Origin of the sequence: Ferrovibrio sp. (genome assembly GCF_002796975.1) — a bacterium.
Lineage (GTDB): Bacteria > Pseudomonadota > Alphaproteobacteria > Ferrovibrionales > Ferrovibrionaceae > Ferrovibrio.
In genome coordinates this window covers 59,394-78,679 of the sequence record NZ_PEKV01000018.1, presented here as the reverse complement: position 1 = coordinate 78,679, position 19,286 = coordinate 59,394, and the positions used below count along the sequence as shown (strand labels likewise).

Sequence of the window (19,286 nt, the reverse complement as noted above, 5' to 3'; positions counted from 1 at the left end):
CTAAAGCGACTGGATGAAGGCAAGCAGGTCGGCACGTTCGGTACGGCTCATGCGTTGCACGCGTGCCCTGGCCGCTTCGGCCTCGCCGCCATGCCACAGGATGGCTTCCAGTGCGCCACGAGCGCGGCCGTCATGCAGCATCATATCATGGCCGCTGACCGTGCGGGTCAGGCCGATGCCCCAGAGCGGCGGCGTGCGCCACTGGCGGCCGTTGGCCTCGCCTTCCGGTCGCTCGTCGGCCAGCCCCTCGCCCATGTCATGCAACAGCAGATCGGCATAGGGGAAGATGCGCTGTGCGGACTGTTCCGGCCGCGCCGGGTCGCTGCCGGTGACAAAGCTCGGCACGTGACAGCCGCTGCAGCCGGCGGCGGCGAACAGCGCCTTGCCACGCAGCACGGCCGGATCGTTCGGATTGCGCTGCGGTGGCACGGCAAGATTGCGCGCATAGAAGACGACGAGATCGAACATCTTGCGCGGCACTTCCACCTTCTCGCGCGGATCGTCTCCGACCGGCAGGGCGAGACAGGCCTTCTGCGCCGGGGTGCAGTCGCCATGCGATGCGCGCACCAGATGGGTGGAAAGGCCAAGATCGGTGGCAAAAGCATCCGCCACCTGATCGGCAACTGTAGGCATGCCGGCCTTCCAGCCGAAACGCCCGATCATCGCCCTGCCCTCGACATGGCTGCGTACACGGTTCGGCCTGCCAGCGATGCCGTCGCTATCGGCATCCTCGGGATCGGCATGTTTCAGTACTGCCTCTTCCGGGATCATTTCCAGCAGCCCGAGGCCGATCATCGGCGGTGCGACACGCGGCGACATCATGACCTGCCGGTGCAACGGACCGTAGTTCAGCCCGGCCACACCATAGCGCGGCTTGCGCAGCCGGATCACCTCGCCATCGGCCAAGGTGACCGGATGCCCGGTATAGGCAATCGTCATGCGGCCCTCAGCCAGCAGACCGTTCACCGAGAAATTCTGCAACTGGCCGCCATAGGTCGGCTCCGGCGTCGCTGCGCGCATGTAGGTCGCCAGTGCCTGGTGATCGGCATCGGTCTGCGGTGGGATGCTGAGGCGCAGGACCATCGACGTGGCGGCTTCACCGACCGCCGGCGGCCGGCCGCGGCCGTCGCGCAGATGACAGGACTGGCAGCCGCGCGCATTCAGCAGCGGGCCAAGGCCATCGGAGGATTTCGTCGAGCTGGGCGACGGCACCCAGAGCTTGCGGAAGATGCCGTCGCCAACCCTGAAATCGAGCTGGCGCTCGAACGCCATATTGGCCGAGGGCTGCGAAAACGCGGCAGCATCGACGCGACGCGTGGTCGTAGCGCCAGCCAGCTGACCGGAAGTTTCCGCGCCCGCAGCGCCGGCCAGAATCAGGCCAAGCGCTGCGACCGCGTAATACGGCTTACTTCTTGCCGACCTTGTCAGGCGCATCGAGGCTGTCCGAACCTTCGAAGGTGGCTTTCAGCTTCAGCGACGCAACGACGCGTTCCAGCATCCTGGTCTGATCGGTCAGGCGGTCGATGGCAGCCTGGATCACGGCATTGCCTTCCGCATTCCCGTCGCCCAGCATCTGGTCATAGGCTTCCTTGGTCTCGGCGCGCTGCTTGATGGCAGTCATCGCATCCAGCGTCGCCTTCAGCTTGCCGCGCATCTCGGTATCGAGCTCCGGCGCGGCGGCGCGCACCAGCTGGCCCAGACTGGCGCCCTTCACCATGTTGCCGTTCACCCGTTTATACTCACCGCCATAGACATTCAGCATGCCGACGACATTGTAGTAATGCGAATTATGCGTGTTGTCGGAGAAGCAGTCATGCTCCTCCTCCGGATCGTGCAGCAGAAGGCCGAGCTTCATGCGCTCACCCGCCAGTTCGCCATAGGACAGGCTCCCGATACCGGTGATGATCACGCCGATGCCGGCATCCGCACCTTTGGCAGTCACCACCTTGCGCGCGGCACCTTCCGCCGCCCACTGCTTCGACATGAAGGCCAGGTCTTCGACCAGCATCTGCGTCGCAACCGACAGATACTGCGCACGGCGCTCGCAATTGCCGTTGGTGCAGCCCTGGCTGGCATAATCGGTCCAGGGACGATTGCCAGCGCCGGGGCCGGTACCGTTCAGATCCTGCCCCCAGAGCAGGAATTCGATGGCATGATAGCCGGTGGCCACATTGGCCTCTACGCCGCCCACTTCATGCAGCTTGCGCAGCAGGCGCCAGTCGATCTTGCCGGCATCGAGTGTCTTGCCGCCGAATTTCAGCTTCTTGTTGGCGATGACATTGGCGGTGTAGAGCGGGTTCTCATCCGACTCCTCGCCATACTTGCCGGTGTCGACATAGTCGATCAGGCCTTCATCGAGTGGCCAGGCATTCACGCGGCCTTCCCATTCGTCGACCACCGGATTGCCGAAACGGAAGACTTCCGACTGCTGGTAAGGCACACGCGCCGCAATCCAGGCTTCGCGTGCCGCCTTCATTGTTGCATCCGACGGTTTGGCGATCAGCGCATTCACGGCTTTCTGCAGGTTGCGCGCCGTGCTGGCGGAATCTTCGTAGATCGCCTGGGCGATATCGGCATAGGTCTTGAGCACCGCCGCCTTGCTGGGTTCGGCAGCCTGCGCGGACATACCGCAGAGCAGACCGAAGCCGAGAAATGCAGCAGCCAGGATTGAGCGGATCATTGGCCTTCCCCTACTTTTTATCCAGGTCACTTCAGGAAAAACTGTACCGGCACCACGACATCGAGCCTGGATTTGCCAAGCGCGGGCGGGATCGGCGGCAACGGCGACGCCCTGGCGATCATCCGCTCCACCGCATCGTCCAGTGTTTCATGACCGGAACTGCGTTCGATGCGATGCGATATGACACGGCCGTTTTCGTCAATGACGAAACGCAGATGCGCCACGCCTTCCATGCGGCGCAGCTGAGCGCGGCGCGGATATTCCTTGTTCTTCTCCAGCCAGGCCAGCAACTGGGTATAGTAGTTCGCTTCGGCATCCGGATTGACGGCGACACGTGGTGCCGAATTCACCGGCGCGGGCGGCGCGACGGCAACCTGCTGCTGCGGTGGCTGGTAAACCGGCTGCGGCGGGGCCTCGACCTTCGGCTGAACCTTGGGCGGCGGCGGCTGATGCTTGCGGATCACCGGCTTTGGCATGGGCGACGGCGCCGGTTCGAGGTCCGGCTCCTCCGACACCGACGTGATCGGGTCCGCCTCTGGCGGGGGCGGAGGTGGTGGTGGCGGAACGCTCACCACCAGCGGCTCGGGCGGTGCGGCCGCGAGCAGCAGAACCTCGATGCCCTGGAATTTTTCTTCCGCCAGGATCGGCTTCTGGAAAAACGGGAAACCGAACAGCAGAAAGGCGATGACAGCGATATGGGCGCTGACCGAAACAACCCAGGATGTAGCTGTTGCGCGCATCAGCCTTACTTCGCAGGCGGCGGTGTCGCGCCTTCGGCAACGAGAGAGATCTTGCCGAAGCCAGCCTGGCCGACCTTGCTCATCAGATCCATGATACGGCCATATTCCAGCGCCTTGTCGCCGCGCACATAGATCACGGTGTTCGGATCGCTCTCATTCAGCGCCCGCAGCCGGGCGACCAGATCGGCCTCTTCCACCGGATCCTTGCGGATGAACAGCTTGCCGTCCCTGTCGATGCTGACCACCAGCGGTTCTTTCGGTGGAGTCACCTTGGCAGCCGTAGTCTTGGGCAACTGCAGCGGCACGCCCACCATCATCAGCGGTGCGGCTACCATGAAGATGATCAGCAGCACCAGCATGACATCGACGAATGGCGTGACGTTAATGTCGGAGATCGGCTTGTAACCGTCGAAACCGTCGTTGCTGTAGTCGCTGCCGCCGTTGCCGATCGGAGAAATCGCCATGCCCCGCGTCCTTACTGGCCGGCTTCAGCCATCGCGCGAGGATGCGCCGCGCTGGTGCGCGAGAACTGGCGTGCGGCCTCGTTGATCGCGACGTTGAAACGCTGCGCCAGGCGGCCGAGATCGGTGCTGAACTTGTTGTAGAGCACGACGGCGGGAATGGCGGCGACGAGGCCGAGCGCGGTGGCAAACAGCGCTTCGGCGATGCCAGGCGCCACGACGGCGAGGCTGGTGTCGTGCGAACCGGCAATCGCCGTGAAACTGTTCATGATGCCCCAGACAGTACCGAACAGGCCGATGAAGGGCGCAGCCGAACCGACAGTGGCAAGGAAGGGCAGGCCCGGCTCGACCTGACGCAGCTGCTGCGCCATCGCCTGGCGCATCACCATCTCGAGGCGGACGCGGAATTCATAGCGGCTTTCGCCAGCGTCGATGCCGTCCTTGCGCTCGCGCGCAGCGGCCGAGAGGATCGCGGCCTGCACGCCCTCGCCCGCTTTCGGATTGCTGAGCAGCGCATCTGCTTTCACGGCGGCTTCGAAATTGCGCGCCGCGCGACGCAGCGATGTGAAGCGCACCAGCTTCTCCACTGTGATGGCCCAGCAGGTGACCGAAGACACAACCAGAATCGCCATTACCGTCTGCACGATCGGATCGGCATTGACGATCAGCGCCATGAAGGAAAGTTCATGGTTCATCAGTATCTTACTCCTGATTTGCCGCGTTTTTTTGGCGGCTGCGTCTGTGAGGCGGCCTAGTAATAATGAGAACCGGTCGCAAAAGAAAGCGACTTCAGCCAAAAAAGCGTTATAAAGTATCATAAAAGCGCGGATACGCGACAAACCGCCTCAGGCCGCTCTGCCCTCAAGCCCAGCCAAGCCGGTCCCGGATATCGCGGGCGATATGATCCATGTCGTCGATGCGGGTGTTTTCCCATTGCATCAGGCGGCCGTCGAACCATTGGATCAGGCCACGGCGCAGCAGACTGTCGTAGAACTGCTCGAAGCGTTTTGACCGTCCCGGCAGGCGAGCCACCAGCACCGGTTTGCCGGTGGAGCAGGCTTCCGAGATCATCGAGATCGACTCACTCGTCACCACGATGGCATCGGCGAGGCCCAGGAAACCGAAATACGGATTGGGGCCCTGCCCGTCCCAGAGGATTGCCGGCAGACTGGCCAGCCCGCCGCGCAGGATACTGGCCTCGGCTTCGCCGGTGCGGCGCGACACGGTGGCGAGGATGCCGCAACCGGACCGCTCGGTCATGCGGCGCAGCTGCCCGACGAATTCGCGCATCCAGTCTTCATCCAGCGTGTAGTTGCGGTTGCTGCCGCCGATCAGCACGGCCACCCGAGGTGACGGGATGCGCGCGCATTCGGCGCGGATCGCATCGGCCCCGCTGTCGAGCTTGAATTTGGTCACGCGATGCAGCGCGCCATTGGTCAGCAGCACGTTCGGCCCACGCACATGATCGTGCTCCGGCACCACCAGGATATCCCAGTATCGCGGATTGCTGCGCGGATCCTGGGTCAGCACGGTGCGCGTCTTGCCGCCGCTGGCCTTGCGGATCGCCAGCGCGGCAAAAGCCGCCTTACGACCGCTGGCGATCAGCAGGTCGGGCCAGCCCTGCTTTTCCACCTGTGCCATGATCGGCGCCAGCGTATCGGGGCTCAACGCGCCCATGTCGGCGAAGAACGGATGCATCGGCAGCCAGCGCTGCGGCGCACGCAGCGCCACTTCGAAGCCTTCCGGCATGGCGAAGCCTTCGGTGGTGAACAGCGCTTCGGCCAGACCGAGCGCCTGGCTCTGCATGCCAGCGGCGCCGCGTTCCCAGATCGCCCAGATCGTCTTCAGCATGCGGCGATCAGCAGTGCAGCACCATGCCGTCATAGGCGGGTTCGACGCCCGGCGGCAGTTCGGCTTTCAGCTTGTTGTAATCGAGGTCGATATGCAGGTTGGTCAGTACCGCACGCTCGACATCCAGCCGCGCGATCCAGCCCAGCGTCTGCTCGACATGGCTGTGGCTGGGATGCGGTTCGTAACGTAGCGCATCCACCACCCAGAGCTTGATGCCTTCCAGTGCTGCAAAGGCATCTTCGTCCAGCGACACAACATCGTTGGAATAGGCGAAATCGCCGCAGCGGAATCCGAGTGAGTGAATCGCGCCATGCTGCTGGCGGAACGGGATGACTTCGATCTCACCGACCGTGAAAGGACCGTCGATCATCTTTGGTTCAAGGATGGGCGGATAACCATCGCCCATTTTTTGGAAGCAGTAGGCGAATTTCCTGGCCAGTCGTTCATGCGTGAAGGCATCAGCATAACCTTCGATCCGCTGCTTCTGGACATAGGCCATGGTGCGCAGGTCATCGATGCCATGCGTCTGGTCGGCATGGTCATGTGTCCAGGCCACGGCAGTGACCGAGTGGAAACCATTCGCCAGGAATTGGGACCGCAGATCGGGGCTGGTATCGATCAGCAGCCGGGTGTCGCCCTGCTCTATTACGATCGAGCCACGGCTGCGCCGGTTCTTCGGCTCGCTCGGATCGCAGGCACCCCAGCTGCCGTCGATGCGCGGAACGCCAACCGAGGTGCCGCAGCCGAGGATGGTGATCTTCATGCGCGGATCAGGCCGCCCGGCGGTCGCTGACCGCCTCGTGCGGCACCTTGTCGAACAGGCGCAGGAAATTCGCCGTGGTCGTCTCGGTGATCTCGGCCACGCTGACACCCTTAAGCTTGGCGAGGAAGGCGGCGGTATGCGCCACGAAGGACGGTTCGTTGCGCTTTCCTCTCAAGGGAACAGGCGCGAGATACGGCGCGTCGGTTTCCACCAGCAGATTCTGCATCGGCAGTGCCTGCGCCGACTCCTGCACGCCGCGCGCCTTGTTGAAGGTCAGGATGCCAGAGAAGGACACCATCATGTCGTGCTTCACTGCGACCTCTGCCAACGCATGGCCGGACGAGAAACAGTGCAGCAGGCCTTTAAATTTGCCCTTCGCCATCTCGGCCTCGAGGATGACGGCGGTATCGTCATCGGCATCGCGGGTATGGATGATAACCGGCAAACCTGTTTCGCGCGCCGCCTGGATATGTGCCAGGAAGCAGGTCTTCTGCGCTTCGCGGTTGCTGTGCTCATAGAAATAGTCGAGTCCGGTTTCGCCCAGTCCGACCACCTTGGGATGCTTCGCCAGTTCAATCAGCTTTGCAGCAGCAACATCGACATGGTCGTCGGCTTCGTGCGGATGGATGCCGACCGTGCAATACACATCGGGATAGGCCTCGGCCACCGCCAGTACGCGCTCAAACTGGTCGAGGCGGGTGGAGATCGTCAGCATCAGGCCGAGGCCCGCCTGCCGGGCACGCTGGATGATCGCGTCGCGCTCCTCGGCGAAATCCGGGAAATCCAGATGGCAGTGGCTGTCGATCAGCAGCGCCATGTCAGGCGCCTTCCTTGGCAACTTCGACATGCCGCGGGAACACGCCCTGCGGAGTGGGCAACGGCGAGCCGGCGCGCAAGCGGCCCGGTTCACCCAGATGCGCAAAGCTGCGCGCGGCTTCCGACACACCCAGCTGCTCCAGCATCTTCGCCGACGACTGCGGCATGAATGGCTGCGACAGGATGGCGAGTTGTCGGATCGCCTCCAGCAGGCACCACAGCACAGTCTGCATGCGGGCCGGATCGGTCTTGCGCAACGTCCATGGTGCTTCGACGTCGATATATTTGTTGGCGGCATCCACCAGATCGAACCACTGCTGGAGAGCAATATGAATGCTCTGCTCGCCCAGCGAGGCGCGCATCTGTTCAACCAGACTGTCGGCCTGGGCCAGCAGTGTTTCGTCAGCATCGTTCAGCGGGCCGGGAGTCGGCACGGTGGCATTGGTATTCTTGGCGCAGAAGCTGAGCGTGCGTTGCGCCAGGTTTCCGAAACCATTGGCCAGTTCGGAGTTGATGCGGCCGACGATGGCAGATCTGCGGAAGTCGCCGTCGTTGCCGAACGGCACTTCACGCATCAGAAAATAACGTGTCTGGTCGAGGCCGTATTCCTCGATCAGCTGCAACGGATCGATCACGTTGCCGAGCGACTTGGAAATCTTCTGGCCTTCGTTGGTCCACCAGCCATGCGCGAAGACGCGCTTCTGCACCTGCAGGTCTGCAGCCATCAGGAAAGCCGGCCAGTAGACGGCATGGAAACGCAGGATGTCCTTACCCACCATATGCAGGTCGGCCGGCCAGTAGCGGGTATACTTCTCGCTTTCGGTATGCGGATAGCCGGCAGCAGTGATGTAGTTGGTCAGCGCATCCAGCCACACATACATGATATGCGCTTCATCGCCCGGCACCGGCACGCCCCACTTGAAAGTGGTGCGCGACACCGAGAGATCCTTCAGGCCGCCTTTCACGAAGCTCATCACCTCGTTGCGGCGGCTGGCCGGCAGGATGAAGCCGGGATTGTCTTCGTAGAACTTGATCAGCCGGTCGCCCCATGCCGACAGGCGGAAGAAATACGACGGCTCCTCCACCCACTCCACCGGCGCACCGGTCGGCGCCAGCTTCTGACCGTTGGGGCCGTCCGTCAGTTCGTCTTCCTGGTAGAAGGCTTCGTCGCGCACCGCATACCAGCCGGCATACTTGTCGAGATAGATATTTCCGGTCGCGACCAATTTCTGCCACAGCGCCTGCACGGCGGTGATATGGCGCGGCTCGGTGGTGCGGATGAAATCGTCGTTCGAAAAATTCATCGCCTTGACGAGATCACGGAAGCTCTGGCTGACGCGGTCGCAGAAGCTCTTCGGATCGACGCCGGCAGCTTCAGCGGATTTCTCCACCTTCTGGCCATGCTCGTCGGTGCCGGTCAGGAACATCACGTCATAGCCGTCGAGCCGCTTGAAGCGCGCCAGCACATCGCAGGCGAGCGACGTATAGGCATGCCCGATATGCGGCTTGTCGTTGACGTAATAGATCGGCGTGGTGATGTAATAGTTTTTGCGGGTCATCGGCTTAAACTAGGGTCTGGGCGCCGGCCAAGCCAGCGACGAGCCCTTGCTAACACCCGCCGTCCTATTTTGCCAGCAATTCAAGGCCTTTGGCGACCGCCTCAAGCTGGCTTTCAGGCGCTTCTCCAGGGCTACGCCGGAAAATTTGCATGCCGGGATACCAGGGCGTGCCCTCGCCCTCTGCCATCAGGTAGAAAAACAGGCTACGGCCGACAGATGGCGCCAGCAGCCAGACCGGACGGCCCAGCGACCCGGCAAGATGCGCGGTGATGTTTGACACCGTGACGGTCAGATCCAGCGCGACAATCTGGTCAGCCAGCGCGGCAAGGTCGTTTTGCGCATCGACGCCGGGATCGACGATATAGCGGTCACCGAACAGTGCCCGCAGGGCAGCGTGTTCTTCGGCCGTCGCGCCATATTGCAGGCAGACGAAACGCAGTCCGGCGATGGCGGCCAGCGGCGTCAGATCGGCGATACGAAGCGACTTGGCAGCACCCAGCGTGGGATTGGCGCTGCGCCACGACAGGCCGACGAGGCGATCCTGGCTGTCGCCGCGATATCTGCTGGACATCGCACTGGAGCGTGCGAGATCGGCGCGCAGGATCGGCTGGCCCGGCGGCGCGGTGACGGCGAGATCGCCCAACGGACGATGACCATCGAACTGGCGCTGCAGCAGTTCCTGATCGACATGCGTGGCTTCCGGTGCGAAATCGACTCCGGCGAAGCTGCGTTGCAGCAACGGGATCAGGCGCGGATCGGTTTCCAGTGTCACCTTCGCGCCATCTTCGATCAGTGCCGGCAGGAACTGCAGCAACAGCAGGCGGTCGCCCAGCCCCTGCTCGCCCCAGATCAGCAGGCGTTTGCCGGCGATGTCGTTTTCGGTCCAGACCGGCCAGGGCCAGGCACGGTGCGGCAGTGGCGGTGCGGCCTTGCGCCAGCGCCAGGCATAGGCCTGCCAGCCTGCGGCAAAATCGCCCGCCGTCAGCGAGGCCAGCGCATAATTCCATTGTGTCTCGGCATCATTCGGCTGCCGAGCCAATGCGTTGCGGTAAAGCTGCCGTGCCTCATCGATCTCACCCAAGCTGTGGCGCGCCTGGGCAAGACCGGCCACGGCCTGCGGATGACCATCCGTCATCGTGATTGCCTGCTGCAGGAGCGACACGGCCTCGGCCGCCCGTGCGATCTCACGCAGCGATGCAGCCTTGTTGATCAGAGCAGCGGGATAGTTGGGCCGCAGCGTCAGGGCGCGGTCGAAATGCGTAAGTGCGACGGCATGATCGTCACTGGCGGCATAGAGGCTGCCGAGGTTATTGTGGCATTCCGGCGCCTGCGGTGCATGTTGGACTGCGCGTTCGACAGCCTGTTTCGCAGCGGGCAGATCGCCCGTCGCCTGTAGGCAGGTGGCGAGTTGCAGCCACGCACCAGCATGATCGGGGCGCACTGCAAGCAGCATGCGATAGCCGTCGGCAGCCGCAATCCATGCCGATGCCGCGCGCTGCGTTTCGGCCCAGACGTAAAGTACGTCAGGATCTTTCGGTGCGAGCTGCCGCGCCTTCTCGGCCGCTTCGCGGGCCGCCTCATGCGCGCCATAGGTTAGCAGCGCTTCGGCATAGCTGACCCATAGGCCCGGCTGGCCGGCATTGCGATCCAGCGCATGACGCAGCAGCGGTATGGCATCGCCGGCGCGGCCAGCCTGCACCAGCAAGCGGCCCAGCAGATTGAAGGCATCAAGCGTATCCGGCGCGGCCTGCAGCACCGAACGATAGTGACGTTCGGCAGCGGGCAGATCGCCGCGACGATGCGCCTCCAGACCGGCCTGCAGGTCTTGCAGGACGGTCTGTGCAGACGCCGCCGGCAGGGTGTCGGACGGCGGCGGGGCGCTCATGTATCGAAACGGAAATCTGGAACTTCAATGCAGCGATCGAGCAGACGCTTCATCCGGCCAATGACCTCTTCGCACAATGCGGACATCGCTTCCGGCACGAGCTGCGGCGGGACTTCCGGCAGGACTTCGGCGTGAAACTGCGCCAGCACGTCGTGCTGCATCAGGAAAACGGCCTGGGCGAAGAAATTGATCATGTCACGCTTTTCCAGCGCAATCAGGTAGGCGCCCATTGCCTTCAGCAAGGCATGGAAGGCGCGTACCTTGACGGCCGTTACCTCGTGCAGGATCGGTTCGCGCGTAGCCGGCGGCAGGTTCTCAAGTTTGCTCTCGATCACGTCGCAGAACGACAGGAATTCCTGCGTGCGGCGGAAGCCGTCGGCGTAATCCGAAAACGACAGGATGGTGGCCAGGGTGAACATCCGGGCGGTCACGCCCTGAACCTCGTTGGCGCGGCCATTCAGGACTTGCAGCAGGCGCACGGCCTGGCCCGCAACATCGGTACCGCCCGCAAGATCGACCTGATTCTGGCTATAGTCCTGCATCATCGAAGTCAGCTAAGCAGAAAATGGTTAAAGCTTTGATTGCCGGTTCGTTGCCCGGGGGGGCACTTTTATGTATGGTGCCTTTTTAATGTCTGTGAATCGCGCCATCCCCGCCGAATCAGCCGGCCTCCGGCCGCTGCCACCATTTTCCCATCGGCATCTGCTTGGAATCGAAGGGCTTTCCGCCCAGGACATCCAGATCCTGCTGGACCATTCCGACCGCTATGTGGAATTGAACCGGGCAGTCGAGAAGAAGCAGAGCAGCCTGCGCGGCCGTACCATCATCAATCTCTTCTTCGAAAACTCGACCCGCACCCGCACCAGTTTCGAGCTGGCCGGCAAGCGACTCGGCGGCGACGTCATCAACATGTCGGTCGCCACTTCTTCGGTGAAAAAGGGCGAAACCCTGATCGACACCGCCATTACCCTGAATGCCATGCACCCCGACCTGCTGGTGGTGCGGCATCAGGATTCTGGCGCGGTGGCCCTGCTGGCCCAGAAAGTCGGCTGCAGCGTGATCAATGGCGGTGACGGCAGCCATGAGCATCCGACCCAGGCGCTGCTGGATGCGCTGACCATCCGCCGTCGCAAGGGCCGGCTGGAAGGCCTGCTGGTCGCCATCTGCGGCGACATCCTGCACAGCCGCGTGGCACGGTCGAACATTCACCTGCTCAACACCATGGGCGCGCGCGTGCGCCTGATCGCGCCGCCCACCCTGCTCCCCGCCTATGCCGAGCGGCTCGGCGTCGAGATTTACCACGACATGCGCAAGGGCCTGACTGACGTCGATATCGTGATGATGCTGCGCCTGCAGATGGAGCGTTTCCATGGCTCCTTCGTGCCGTCCACGCGCGAGTATTTCCACTTCTACGGCCTGGATCACGAAAAGCTGGCCTTCGCCAAGCCCGATGCTCTGATCATGCATCCCGGCCCGATGAACCGCGGCATCGAGATCGATACCGAAGTGGCCGACGATATTCATCGCAGTGTGATCCACGAACAGGTCGAGATGGGTGTCGCCGTGCGCATGGCCTGCCTGGAACTGCTGGCGCAGCACATTCCCAACTGGCGCAGCGCCAATCCGGCCGGAGCATGAGTTCGCATCCCATGGCCCGCCGCCGCAAACTCTACACCAACGCCCGCCTGCTCGACCCCGCCTCCGGCCTGGATGTGAAGGGCGCATTGCTGACCGAGGGCGATCGCATTGTCGATCTCGGCCCCAAGCTGGCCAGCGGCAGCTTCGCCGGCGATACCGAGCAGATCGATTGCCAGGGCCATTGCCTCGCCCCCGGCCTGATCGACATGCATGTCTGGCTGCGCGAGCCCGGCGCCGAGCACCAGGAGACGTTGGCCACCGGTGCGCGCGCCGCTGCCGCCGGCGGCGTCACCACCATGGTGGCGATGCCGAATACCGAGCCGACAATCGACGAAGTGGCGCTGGTCGAATTCGTTGCCCGTCGCGCCACGGATACGGCTGTGGTGCGAATCCTGCCGGCCGCGGCGGTCACCAAGGGCACCAGGGGCGAGGAACTCACCGAGCTTGGTCTGCTCGCCCAGGCCGGGGCCGTCGCCTTCACCGAGGGGGACAAGCCGATTGCCTCGCCGCGCCTGATGCGCCGCGCGCTGTCCTATGCCACCACCTTCGACCTGCTGCTGATGCAGCATTGCGAGGAACCCTCACTGGCCAAGGGCGGCGTGATGAATGAAGGCGAGGTTGCAGCCCGCCTTGGCCTTTCCGGCATTCCGGCGATGGCCGAGGTGATCCTGCTGGAGCGCGACGTGCGCCTGCTGGATGCCACGCAGGGCCGCCTGCATGCCTCGCATCTCTCCACGGCAGAGTCATTAGACGTCGTGCGGCGTGCCAAGCAGCGCGGCCTGCGCCTCACTGCCGGCGCGGCACCGCATAACTTCGCACTGAACGAACTCGATGTCGGCGACTACCGTACCTTCGCCAAGGTGAAACCACCGCTGCGGGTAGAAGCCGACCGCAAGGCGGTGGTCGACGCCATTGCCGACGGCACCATCGATGTGATCTCGTCGGCGCATGCACCGCAGGATCCGGAAAGCAAGCGGCTACCCTTCGCCCAGGCCGAATTCGGCATCATCGGGCTGGAGACGCTGCTGCCGCTGACGCTGGAACTTTATCACAATGGTTCGGTGCCGCTGCTGCGCCTGCTGGCCTGCCTGACCTGCAATCCGGCCCGGCTGCTGAAACTCGACAGTGGCCGTCTGGCGCCTGGAGCCCCGGCCGACCTGCTGATCTTCGACGTCGATACGCCCTGGCGCGTCGATGAAAAGAAATTCCGCTCCAAGGCCAAGAACTCGCCTTATGATGGCCGGCGTGTGCAGGGCCATGCCCTGCGCACCGTGGTGGCCGGCGAGACGGTCTTCCAGCGCAAGCGCGAAAGCTGATATGTCATGAATATGATGATGGATCCGGTCGCCTGGGATTCGCCGTTGCCGTATTACTTCGCGGCAGCCGTGCTGGGCTACATGCTGGGCGCCATTCCGTTTGGCCTGGTGATCACCAAACTCAGCGGCCTCGGCGATATTCGCAAAATCGGTTCAGGCAATATCGGCGCCACCAATGTGCTGCGCACCGGCCGCAAGGATCTCGCGGCCCTCACCCTGCTGCTCGATGGCGGCAAGGGTACGGCAGCGGCGCTGCTGGCGGCCTGGTATGGTCCAGACGTGATGCTGGTGGCGGCTTTCGCTGCCTTCGTCGGGCATCTGTTTCCGATCTGGCTGAAATTCAACGGCGGCAAGGGTGTCGCCACCTTCCTCGGCGTATTGCTCGGCGTCGCCTGGCCGATTGGCGTCTTTGCCATCCTGTGCTGGCTGGCCATCGCCTTCACGCTGCGCTACTCATCGCTGTCGGCGCTGGTCGCTGCCGCTGCATCTCCCGTTGTCGCCTGGTTTGTTGTCGGGCCGGATGTGGCCGCGCTCGCAGCTTTGATGGCCGTGCTGGTCTATATCCGACACCACCAGAATATCGCCCGCTTAGCGAAAGGCGAGGAACCCAAGATCGGCAAGAAGAAACCCGGGGATGGCAACGCGCCCGCTGCCTGAGCAGGACAAACGCGACTGGCTGCGGCTGATCCGCAGTACCCATCTCGGACCGATCACCTTCCATCACATACTCCGGTATTACGGCAGCGCTGCCGAGGCCATCGCGCGCCTGCCCGAGATCGCCGCACGCGGCGGCGGGAAACGCAAAATCGAACTGGCGGCTGAGAAAACCGTCGCCGCCGAACTCAAAGCGCTGAAAGCCTGCAATGCCCGATTACTGGCCTGGGGCGAGCCGGGCTACCCGACTGGCCTGATGCAGTTGGAAGACGCGCCGCCGCTACTGGCTGCAAAAGGGGATGTGGCTTCTGTTTCTGCTCTGCCCGGCATCGCCATGGTCGGTGCGCGCAATGCGTCGGCGATCGGTCAGCGCTTCACCCGTGACATCGCGGCAGCGCTGACACAGCACGGCTTCGCGGTTCTTTCCGGCCTGGCGCGCGGTATCGACAAGGCAGCCCATGAAGGCGCGCTCGGCGCCAAGGGCAAAACCGCCGCCTTTATCGGTACCGGTATCGACGTTGCCTTCCCGCCCGAGAATGCCAGGCTGCAGGACGAGATCGCCGAACGCGGCGCGGTCTTGGCCGAGATGCCGGCCGGCACGCCACCGCTGGCGCAGAATTTCCCACGCCGCAACCGGCTGATCTCGGGTGCCTCCATGGGTGTACTGGTGGTTGAAGCGGCGCTTAAATCTGGTTCGCTGATCACCGCACGTATGGCGGCGGAACAAGGCCGCGAAGTGATGGCGGTGCCGGGTTCGCCGCTCGATCCGCGCTGCCGTGGCAGCAATGGCCTCATTCGCGACGGCGCCGCACTGATCGAAACCGTCGACGATATTCTCGCCATTCTCGCACCGCAGCAGGCGCAGCGCCGCGCGGAAACGCCCACGCCCAAACCGACACCGATTGCCGACGACGATCTGTCGCGCGCCCATGCCGAGATTGAACGCCTGCTGTCGCCCAGCCCGGTTCTGGTCGACGACCTGGTGCGGCTCAGTGGCATGGCGTCCAGCCTGGTGCAGATGGTGCTGACCGAGCAGGAACTGGCTGGCCGCGTGCTGCGCCATCCTGGCGGCAAGGTTTCGGCGGCTTAAAAAATCCACTTGCCTTTACCGGGCCTCAGCGATAAGTCTCGCCTCACGGGGACAATGCGGTCTCCCCGATCAGATACTCCGGTATCCAAGCGCCGCTCCTGAAGTCATGCTACGCATGACAGGAGTCGCTTATATGGATACCAGCACCCTTCCTCCATCCATCTCGATTGCCGAACTGGCGCACGAACAGTCCGCCGGCCGTTTCCCCGTGTTGCTCGACGTCCGACGCGAGGAACGCTACGCCCAAGCGGCCAGCACCATCCGCGGCGCGCGGCGTCGTCGGCCGGAGCAACTGGCGCAATGGGCCGCCGATCTGCCGCGTGACAGCGAGATCGTCGTCGCCTGTGTGCACGGTCATGAGGTCAGCCAGAACGCTACGGCGGAACTGCAGCGACGCGGCTTCCGCGCCCGCTATCTGGTCGATGGGATCGAAGGCTGGCAGAGTGCCGGCGGACCGATGCAGCCCAAGCCGCCAGCCGAGTCCAGCCGCTGGATCACCCGCGAGCGCCCGAAGATCGACCGCATCGCCTGTCCCTGGCTGGTGCGGCGTTTCATCGACGCCGATGCGCGCTTCCTCTATGTGCCGAGCGATCAGGTATTCAATCGCGCCAAAGACTGGCAGGCTACGCCCTATGACATTCCCGGCGCTGCCTACAGCCATGACGGAGAGTTCTGCAGCTTTGATACTTTCATCGCCAAACACGGGTTGGGCGATGATCCGGCTCTCAAGCGCCTTGCCCTGATCGTCCGTGCCGCCGATACCGGGCATCCCGAACTGGCGCCGCAGGCACCGGGCCTGCTGGCCATCTCACTCGGTCTCTCCGCGATGCTGCAGGACGATGACATCATGCTGGAACGCGGCATGCTGGTCTATGACGCCCTTTACGCCTGGTGCGCCAGCGCGGTAAACGAAACCCATGGCTGGCCGCCGGCTGCCTGACGGGACAGAAGAACATCATGAACGTTCAGACACAAAACCACCCGACTTTCGCCGAAGCCTTCCGGACGTGGGCTAAAATCGGCCTGCTGAGCTTCGGTGGACCGGCCGGGCAGATCGCACTCATGCACCGCATTGTGGTGGATGAGAAAAAGTGGGTCAGCGAGCCGCAATTCCTGCATGCGCTGAATTTCTGCATGCTGCTACCCGGACCGGAAGCACAGCAGACCGCCACCTATATCGGCTGGCTGCTGCATCGCTGGAAAGGTGGCGTCGCAGCCGGGCTGCTGTTCATTTTGCCCGGACTTGCCGTGATTCTTGCGCTCAGCACCATCTATGTCCTGTGGCGTGAAATCCCGCTGGTCGAAGGCCTGTTCTTCGGCCTTCAGGCCGCTGTGCTGGCCATCGTCTTTGAGGCGACACAGCGCATCGCCAGGCGCGCCATCAAGTCGCGCTTTCTGCTGTCGCTGAGTGCCGCCGCCTTCATCGGCATTTTCGTGCTGCAGATTCCCTTCCCGCTGATCGTGCTGGGCGCCGGTGTGGTCGGCTGGCTCGTCGGCCGCAGCCGGCCGGGCTGGATCGGCGCGCAGGCAAAACATGACGGCGACATGCTGTCGAGTGTGTCGCCGAGTTGGTCGCGCAGCCTCGGCGTTCTTGTCGTCTTCGCCATCCTCTGGGCCAGCCCGGTGCTGTACAGCTTTGTGGTTTTCGGTTCACAGTATGTCTTCAGCCGCATCGGCGTGTTCTTCAGCGAGATGGCGGTGGTTACCTTCGGCGGCGCCTATGCCGCGCTCGCCTATGTGGGCCAGCAGGCGGTCGAGCATTACGGCTGGCTTGCGCCGGGGGAAATGCTGCATGGGCTGGGTCTGGCCGAGACCACGCCGGGACCGTTGATCCTGGTGCTCACCTTCGTCGGTTTCCTTGCCGGCTTCCGCGACAGTGGGCTGGATCCGCTGCTGGGCGGTTTGCTCGGCGGGCTGTTGGCAACCTGGGTCACCTTCGTGCCCTGCTTCCTGTGGATTTTCCTCGGCGCGCCCTATGTCGAACGTGCGCGCCATGTGCAGGCCTTTGCCCATGCGCTGGCGGCGATCACCGCTGCCGTGGTCGGCGTGATCCTGAACCTCGCGGTCTGGTTCAGCCTGCATGTGCTGTTCCGCCAGATGCAGCAGGTCTCAGTCGGCGGTTTCACCTGGGATCTGCCGCTATTGAGCAGCCTGGATCCGTGGATGGCAGCGCTGTCAGCTGCCGCACTGATTGCCGTCTTCCGGTTCCACCTCGGACTCGGCTGGCTGCTCGGCGGTACGGCGCTCGCCGGCATGGCACTGCGCTTGCTGTAAAAAGAAAGGGGGCCGAAGCCCCCTTTTTCCGTCTCGGTATCGCGCGGTGGCTTACAAGCCAACCTGCGTGATGAACTTGGTGTTCAGGTAAGCCTCGATGGCCTCCGAACCGCCTTCCGAGCCGTAACCCGAATCCTTGATGCCGCCGAAGGGCACCTCCGGCAGGGCCAGGCCATGGTGGTTGATCGACACCATGCCGGACTCAAAGGCGGCGCCGATGGCGGCAGCGGTCTTGGCCGACTTGGTATAGGCATAGGCGGCCAGACCGAACGGCAGGCGGTTCGCCTCTTCCACCACATCGTCGAACTTCGAGAAGGGCACGATCGGCGCCAGCGGGCCGAACGGCTCCTCGTTCATGATGCGCATGTCGGTGTTGATCCCGGTCAGCACGGTCGGCTCGAAGAAGTTGCCCTTGTTGCCGATGCGCTTGCCGCCGGTTTCGACCTTGGCGCCCTTCGACACGGCATCGGCTACGAACATCTCCATTGCCTGCACGCGGCGGTCGTTCGCCAGCGGACCCATGCGAGTGTCCTTGTCCATGCCGTCGCCCACCTTCAGCGACTTGGCGAAGCTGGTGAAGCCTTCGACGAACTTGCCATAGACCGATTCATGCACCAGGAAGCGGGTCGGCGACACGCAGACCTGACCGGCATTGCGGAACTTGTTGGCGCTCAGCACCTTCACGGCGGTGTCGACATCGGCGTCTTCAAATACGATGGCCGGCGCATGGCCGCCCAGTTCCATGGTGATGCGCTTCATATGCTGGCCCGCCAGCATCGACAGATGCTTGCCCACCGGGGTCGAGCCGGTGAAGGTGATCTTGCGGATCACCGGATGCGGGATCAGGTATTCCGAAATCTCCGACGGAATACCGTAGACCAGCTGGATCACACCGGCCGGCACGCCGGCATCGACGTAAGCTTGCACCAGCGCGGCGCAAGACGCCGGAGTTTCTTCCGGGCCCTTCAGGATGATCGAGCAACCGGCGGCAATCGCGGCCGAGCATTTGCGCACAGCCTGGTTGATCGGGAAGTTCCATGGTGTGAAAGCAGCAACCGGGCCAACCGGCTCCTTCACCACCAGCTGGTACACGCCCTCGGCGCGCGGCGGTACGATGCGGCCATAGGTGCGGCGCGCTTCTTCGGCGAACCAGTCCATGATGTCGCCAGCTGCCAGGGTTTCACCCTTGGCTTCGATGAAGGGCTTGCCCTGCTCCAGCGACATGATCTTGCCGATTTCGTCGGCGCGGCTGCGGATGATGTCGGCGGCCTTACGCAGCACCTTGTAGCGGTCGAAGGGCGAGACCTTCTTCCAGGCCTTGAAACCCTTGTCGGCGGCGGCCAGCGCGCGATCCAGGTCGGCCTTCTCGGCATGGGCCACCTTGCCGACTTCCTCGCCTGTGGCGGGATTCAGCACGGGAATGGTCTTGCCGCCGGCGCCCTTGGTCCAGGCGTTGTCGATGAAAAGCTGCACTTCGGGATACATGCGTTCCTCCTCGTTCACTGGGAAGGCCATTGCTTATGGCGGGTGTTTTTCGGGGCCGGGATTATGGCGCAAAC

Annotated in this window: 18 protein-coding genes; 6 read left to right on the top strand and 12 right to left on the bottom strand. The window is 63.4% G+C overall.

Going from position 1 to position 19,286, the window contains the following annotated elements; genetic code table 11:
* The 11 genes from CTR53_RS18855 to CTR53_RS18805 form a co-directional block, all read right to left on the bottom strand.
* A complete protein-coding gene (locus CTR53_RS18855; RefSeq protein ID WP_290817155.1) occupies nt 1-1,434 on the bottom strand; it encodes a di-heme oxidoredictase family protein in 1,434 nt (477 codons plus the stop codon).
* Complete coding sequence (locus CTR53_RS18850; RefSeq protein WP_290817152.1) at nt 1,406-2,680, bottom strand: imelysin family protein; 1,275 nt, start codon at nt 2,678-2,680, stop codon at nt 1,406-1,408. Before CTR53_RS18850 ends, CTR53_RS18855 begins: the two co-directional genes overlap by 29 nt.
* Before the next feature lie 26 nt (nt 2,681-2,706).
* Nucleotides 2,707-3,420, bottom strand: coding sequence for an energy transducer TonB (locus CTR53_RS18845; RefSeq protein ID WP_290817149.1), 714 nt, complete (start codon nt 3,418-3,420; stop codon nt 2,707-2,709).
* 5 nt (nt 3,421-3,425) lie between these two features.
* The gene (locus tag CTR53_RS18840) at nt 3,426-3,884 is read right to left on the bottom strand and encodes a biopolymer transporter ExbD (protein ID WP_290817146.1); all 459 of its coding nucleotides are present in this window, start codon (nt 3,882-3,884) and stop codon (nt 3,426-3,428) included.
* Nucleotides 3,885-3,895: 11 nt separating this feature from the next.
* A complete protein-coding gene (locus CTR53_RS18835) occupies nt 3,896-4,576 on the bottom strand; it encodes a MotA/TolQ/ExbB proton channel family protein (RefSeq protein WP_290817143.1) in 681 nt (226 codons plus the stop codon).
* A gap of 166 nt (nt 4,577-4,742) precedes the next feature.
* Nucleotides 4,743-5,732: a mitochondrial fission ELM1 family protein gene (locus tag CTR53_RS18830; RefSeq protein WP_290817141.1), complete on the bottom strand. Its 990-nt coding sequence runs from the start codon at nt 5,730-5,732 to the stop codon at nt 4,743-4,745.
* A gap of 7 nt (nt 5,733-5,739) precedes the next feature.
* On the bottom strand, nt 5,740-6,495 hold the full coding sequence (locus tag CTR53_RS18825; protein WP_290817138.1) for an MBL fold metallo-hydrolase: 756 nt from the start codon (nt 6,493-6,495) through the stop codon (nt 5,740-5,742).
* 7 nt (nt 6,496-6,502) lie between these two features.
* The gene (locus CTR53_RS18820) at nt 6,503-7,306 is read right to left on the bottom strand and encodes a TatD family hydrolase (RefSeq protein WP_290817237.1); all 804 of its coding nucleotides are present in this window, start codon (nt 7,304-7,306) and stop codon (nt 6,503-6,505) included.
* Between the two features lie 7 nt (nt 7,307-7,313).
* The gene (gene metG / locus CTR53_RS18815; RefSeq protein WP_290817135.1) at nt 7,314-8,870 is read right to left on the bottom strand and encodes a methionine--tRNA ligase; all 1,557 of its coding nucleotides are present in this window, start codon (nt 8,868-8,870) and stop codon (nt 7,314-7,316) included.
* A 64-nt stretch (nt 8,871-8,934) separates the two neighbouring features.
* Nucleotides 8,935-10,755 carry a tetratricopeptide repeat protein gene (locus tag CTR53_RS18810; RefSeq protein WP_290817132.1) on the bottom strand — a complete coding sequence of 607 codons (1,821 nt, stop codon included), beginning with the start codon at nt 10,753-10,755 and terminating at the stop codon, nt 8,935-8,937.
* The gene (locus CTR53_RS18805; protein WP_290817130.1) at nt 10,752-11,300 is read right to left on the bottom strand and encodes a hypothetical protein; all 549 of its coding nucleotides are present in this window, start codon (nt 11,298-11,300) and stop codon (nt 10,752-10,754) included. The genes CTR53_RS18810 and CTR53_RS18805 overlap by 4 nt, the downstream gene beginning before the upstream one ends.
* Before the next feature lie 85 nt (nt 11,301-11,385).
* Between CTR53_RS18805 and CTR53_RS18800 the strand changes: the two genes are divergently transcribed.
* The 6 genes from CTR53_RS18800 to chrA all read left to right on the top strand — a co-directional run bounded on the left by CTR53_RS18800 (nt 11,386) and on the right by chrA (nt 17,727).
* Nucleotides 11,386-12,393 carry an aspartate carbamoyltransferase catalytic subunit gene (locus tag CTR53_RS18800; protein ID WP_290817127.1) on the top strand — a complete coding sequence of 336 codons (1,008 nt, stop codon included), beginning with the start codon at nt 11,386-11,388 and terminating at the stop codon, nt 12,391-12,393.
* An 11-nt stretch (nt 12,394-12,404) separates the two neighbouring features.
* Nucleotides 12,405-13,709, top strand: a complete 1,305-nt coding sequence (gene pyrC / locus CTR53_RS18795; protein WP_290817124.1) for a dihydroorotase — start codon at nt 12,405-12,407, stop codon at nt 13,707-13,709.
* 15 nt (nt 13,710-13,724) lie between these two features.
* Nucleotides 13,725-14,366 (top strand): glycerol-3-phosphate 1-O-acyltransferase PlsY, encoded by a 642-nt coding sequence (gene plsY, locus CTR53_RS18790; RefSeq protein WP_290817234.1) that lies wholly within the window; start codon nt 13,725-13,727, stop codon nt 14,364-14,366.
* The gene (dprA, locus tag CTR53_RS18785; RefSeq protein WP_290817122.1) at nt 14,344-15,453 is read left to right on the top strand and encodes a DNA-processing protein DprA; all 1,110 of its coding nucleotides are present in this window, start codon (nt 14,344-14,346) and stop codon (nt 15,451-15,453) included. Before plsY ends, dprA begins: the two co-directional genes overlap by 23 nt.
* A gap of 133 nt (nt 15,454-15,586) precedes the next feature.
* Nucleotides 15,587-16,393, top strand: a complete 807-nt coding sequence (locus CTR53_RS18780) for a chromate resistance protein ChrB domain-containing protein (protein ID WP_290817120.1) — start codon at nt 15,587-15,589, stop codon at nt 16,391-16,393.
* Nucleotides 16,394-16,410: 17 nt separating this feature from the next.
* On the top strand, nt 16,411-17,727 hold the full coding sequence (gene chrA / locus CTR53_RS18775) for a chromate transporter (RefSeq protein ID WP_290817118.1): 1,317 nt from the start codon (nt 16,411-16,413) through the stop codon (nt 17,725-17,727).
* Nucleotides 17,728-17,778: 51 nt separating this feature from the next.
* Here chrA and CTR53_RS18770 read toward each other — a convergent pair whose 3' ends face one another.
* The gene (locus tag CTR53_RS18770) at nt 17,779-19,212 is read right to left on the bottom strand and encodes an NAD-dependent succinate-semialdehyde dehydrogenase (protein WP_290817115.1); all 1,434 of its coding nucleotides are present in this window, start codon (nt 19,210-19,212) and stop codon (nt 17,779-17,781) included.
* Nucleotides 19,213-19,286 lie beyond the last annotated feature (74 nt).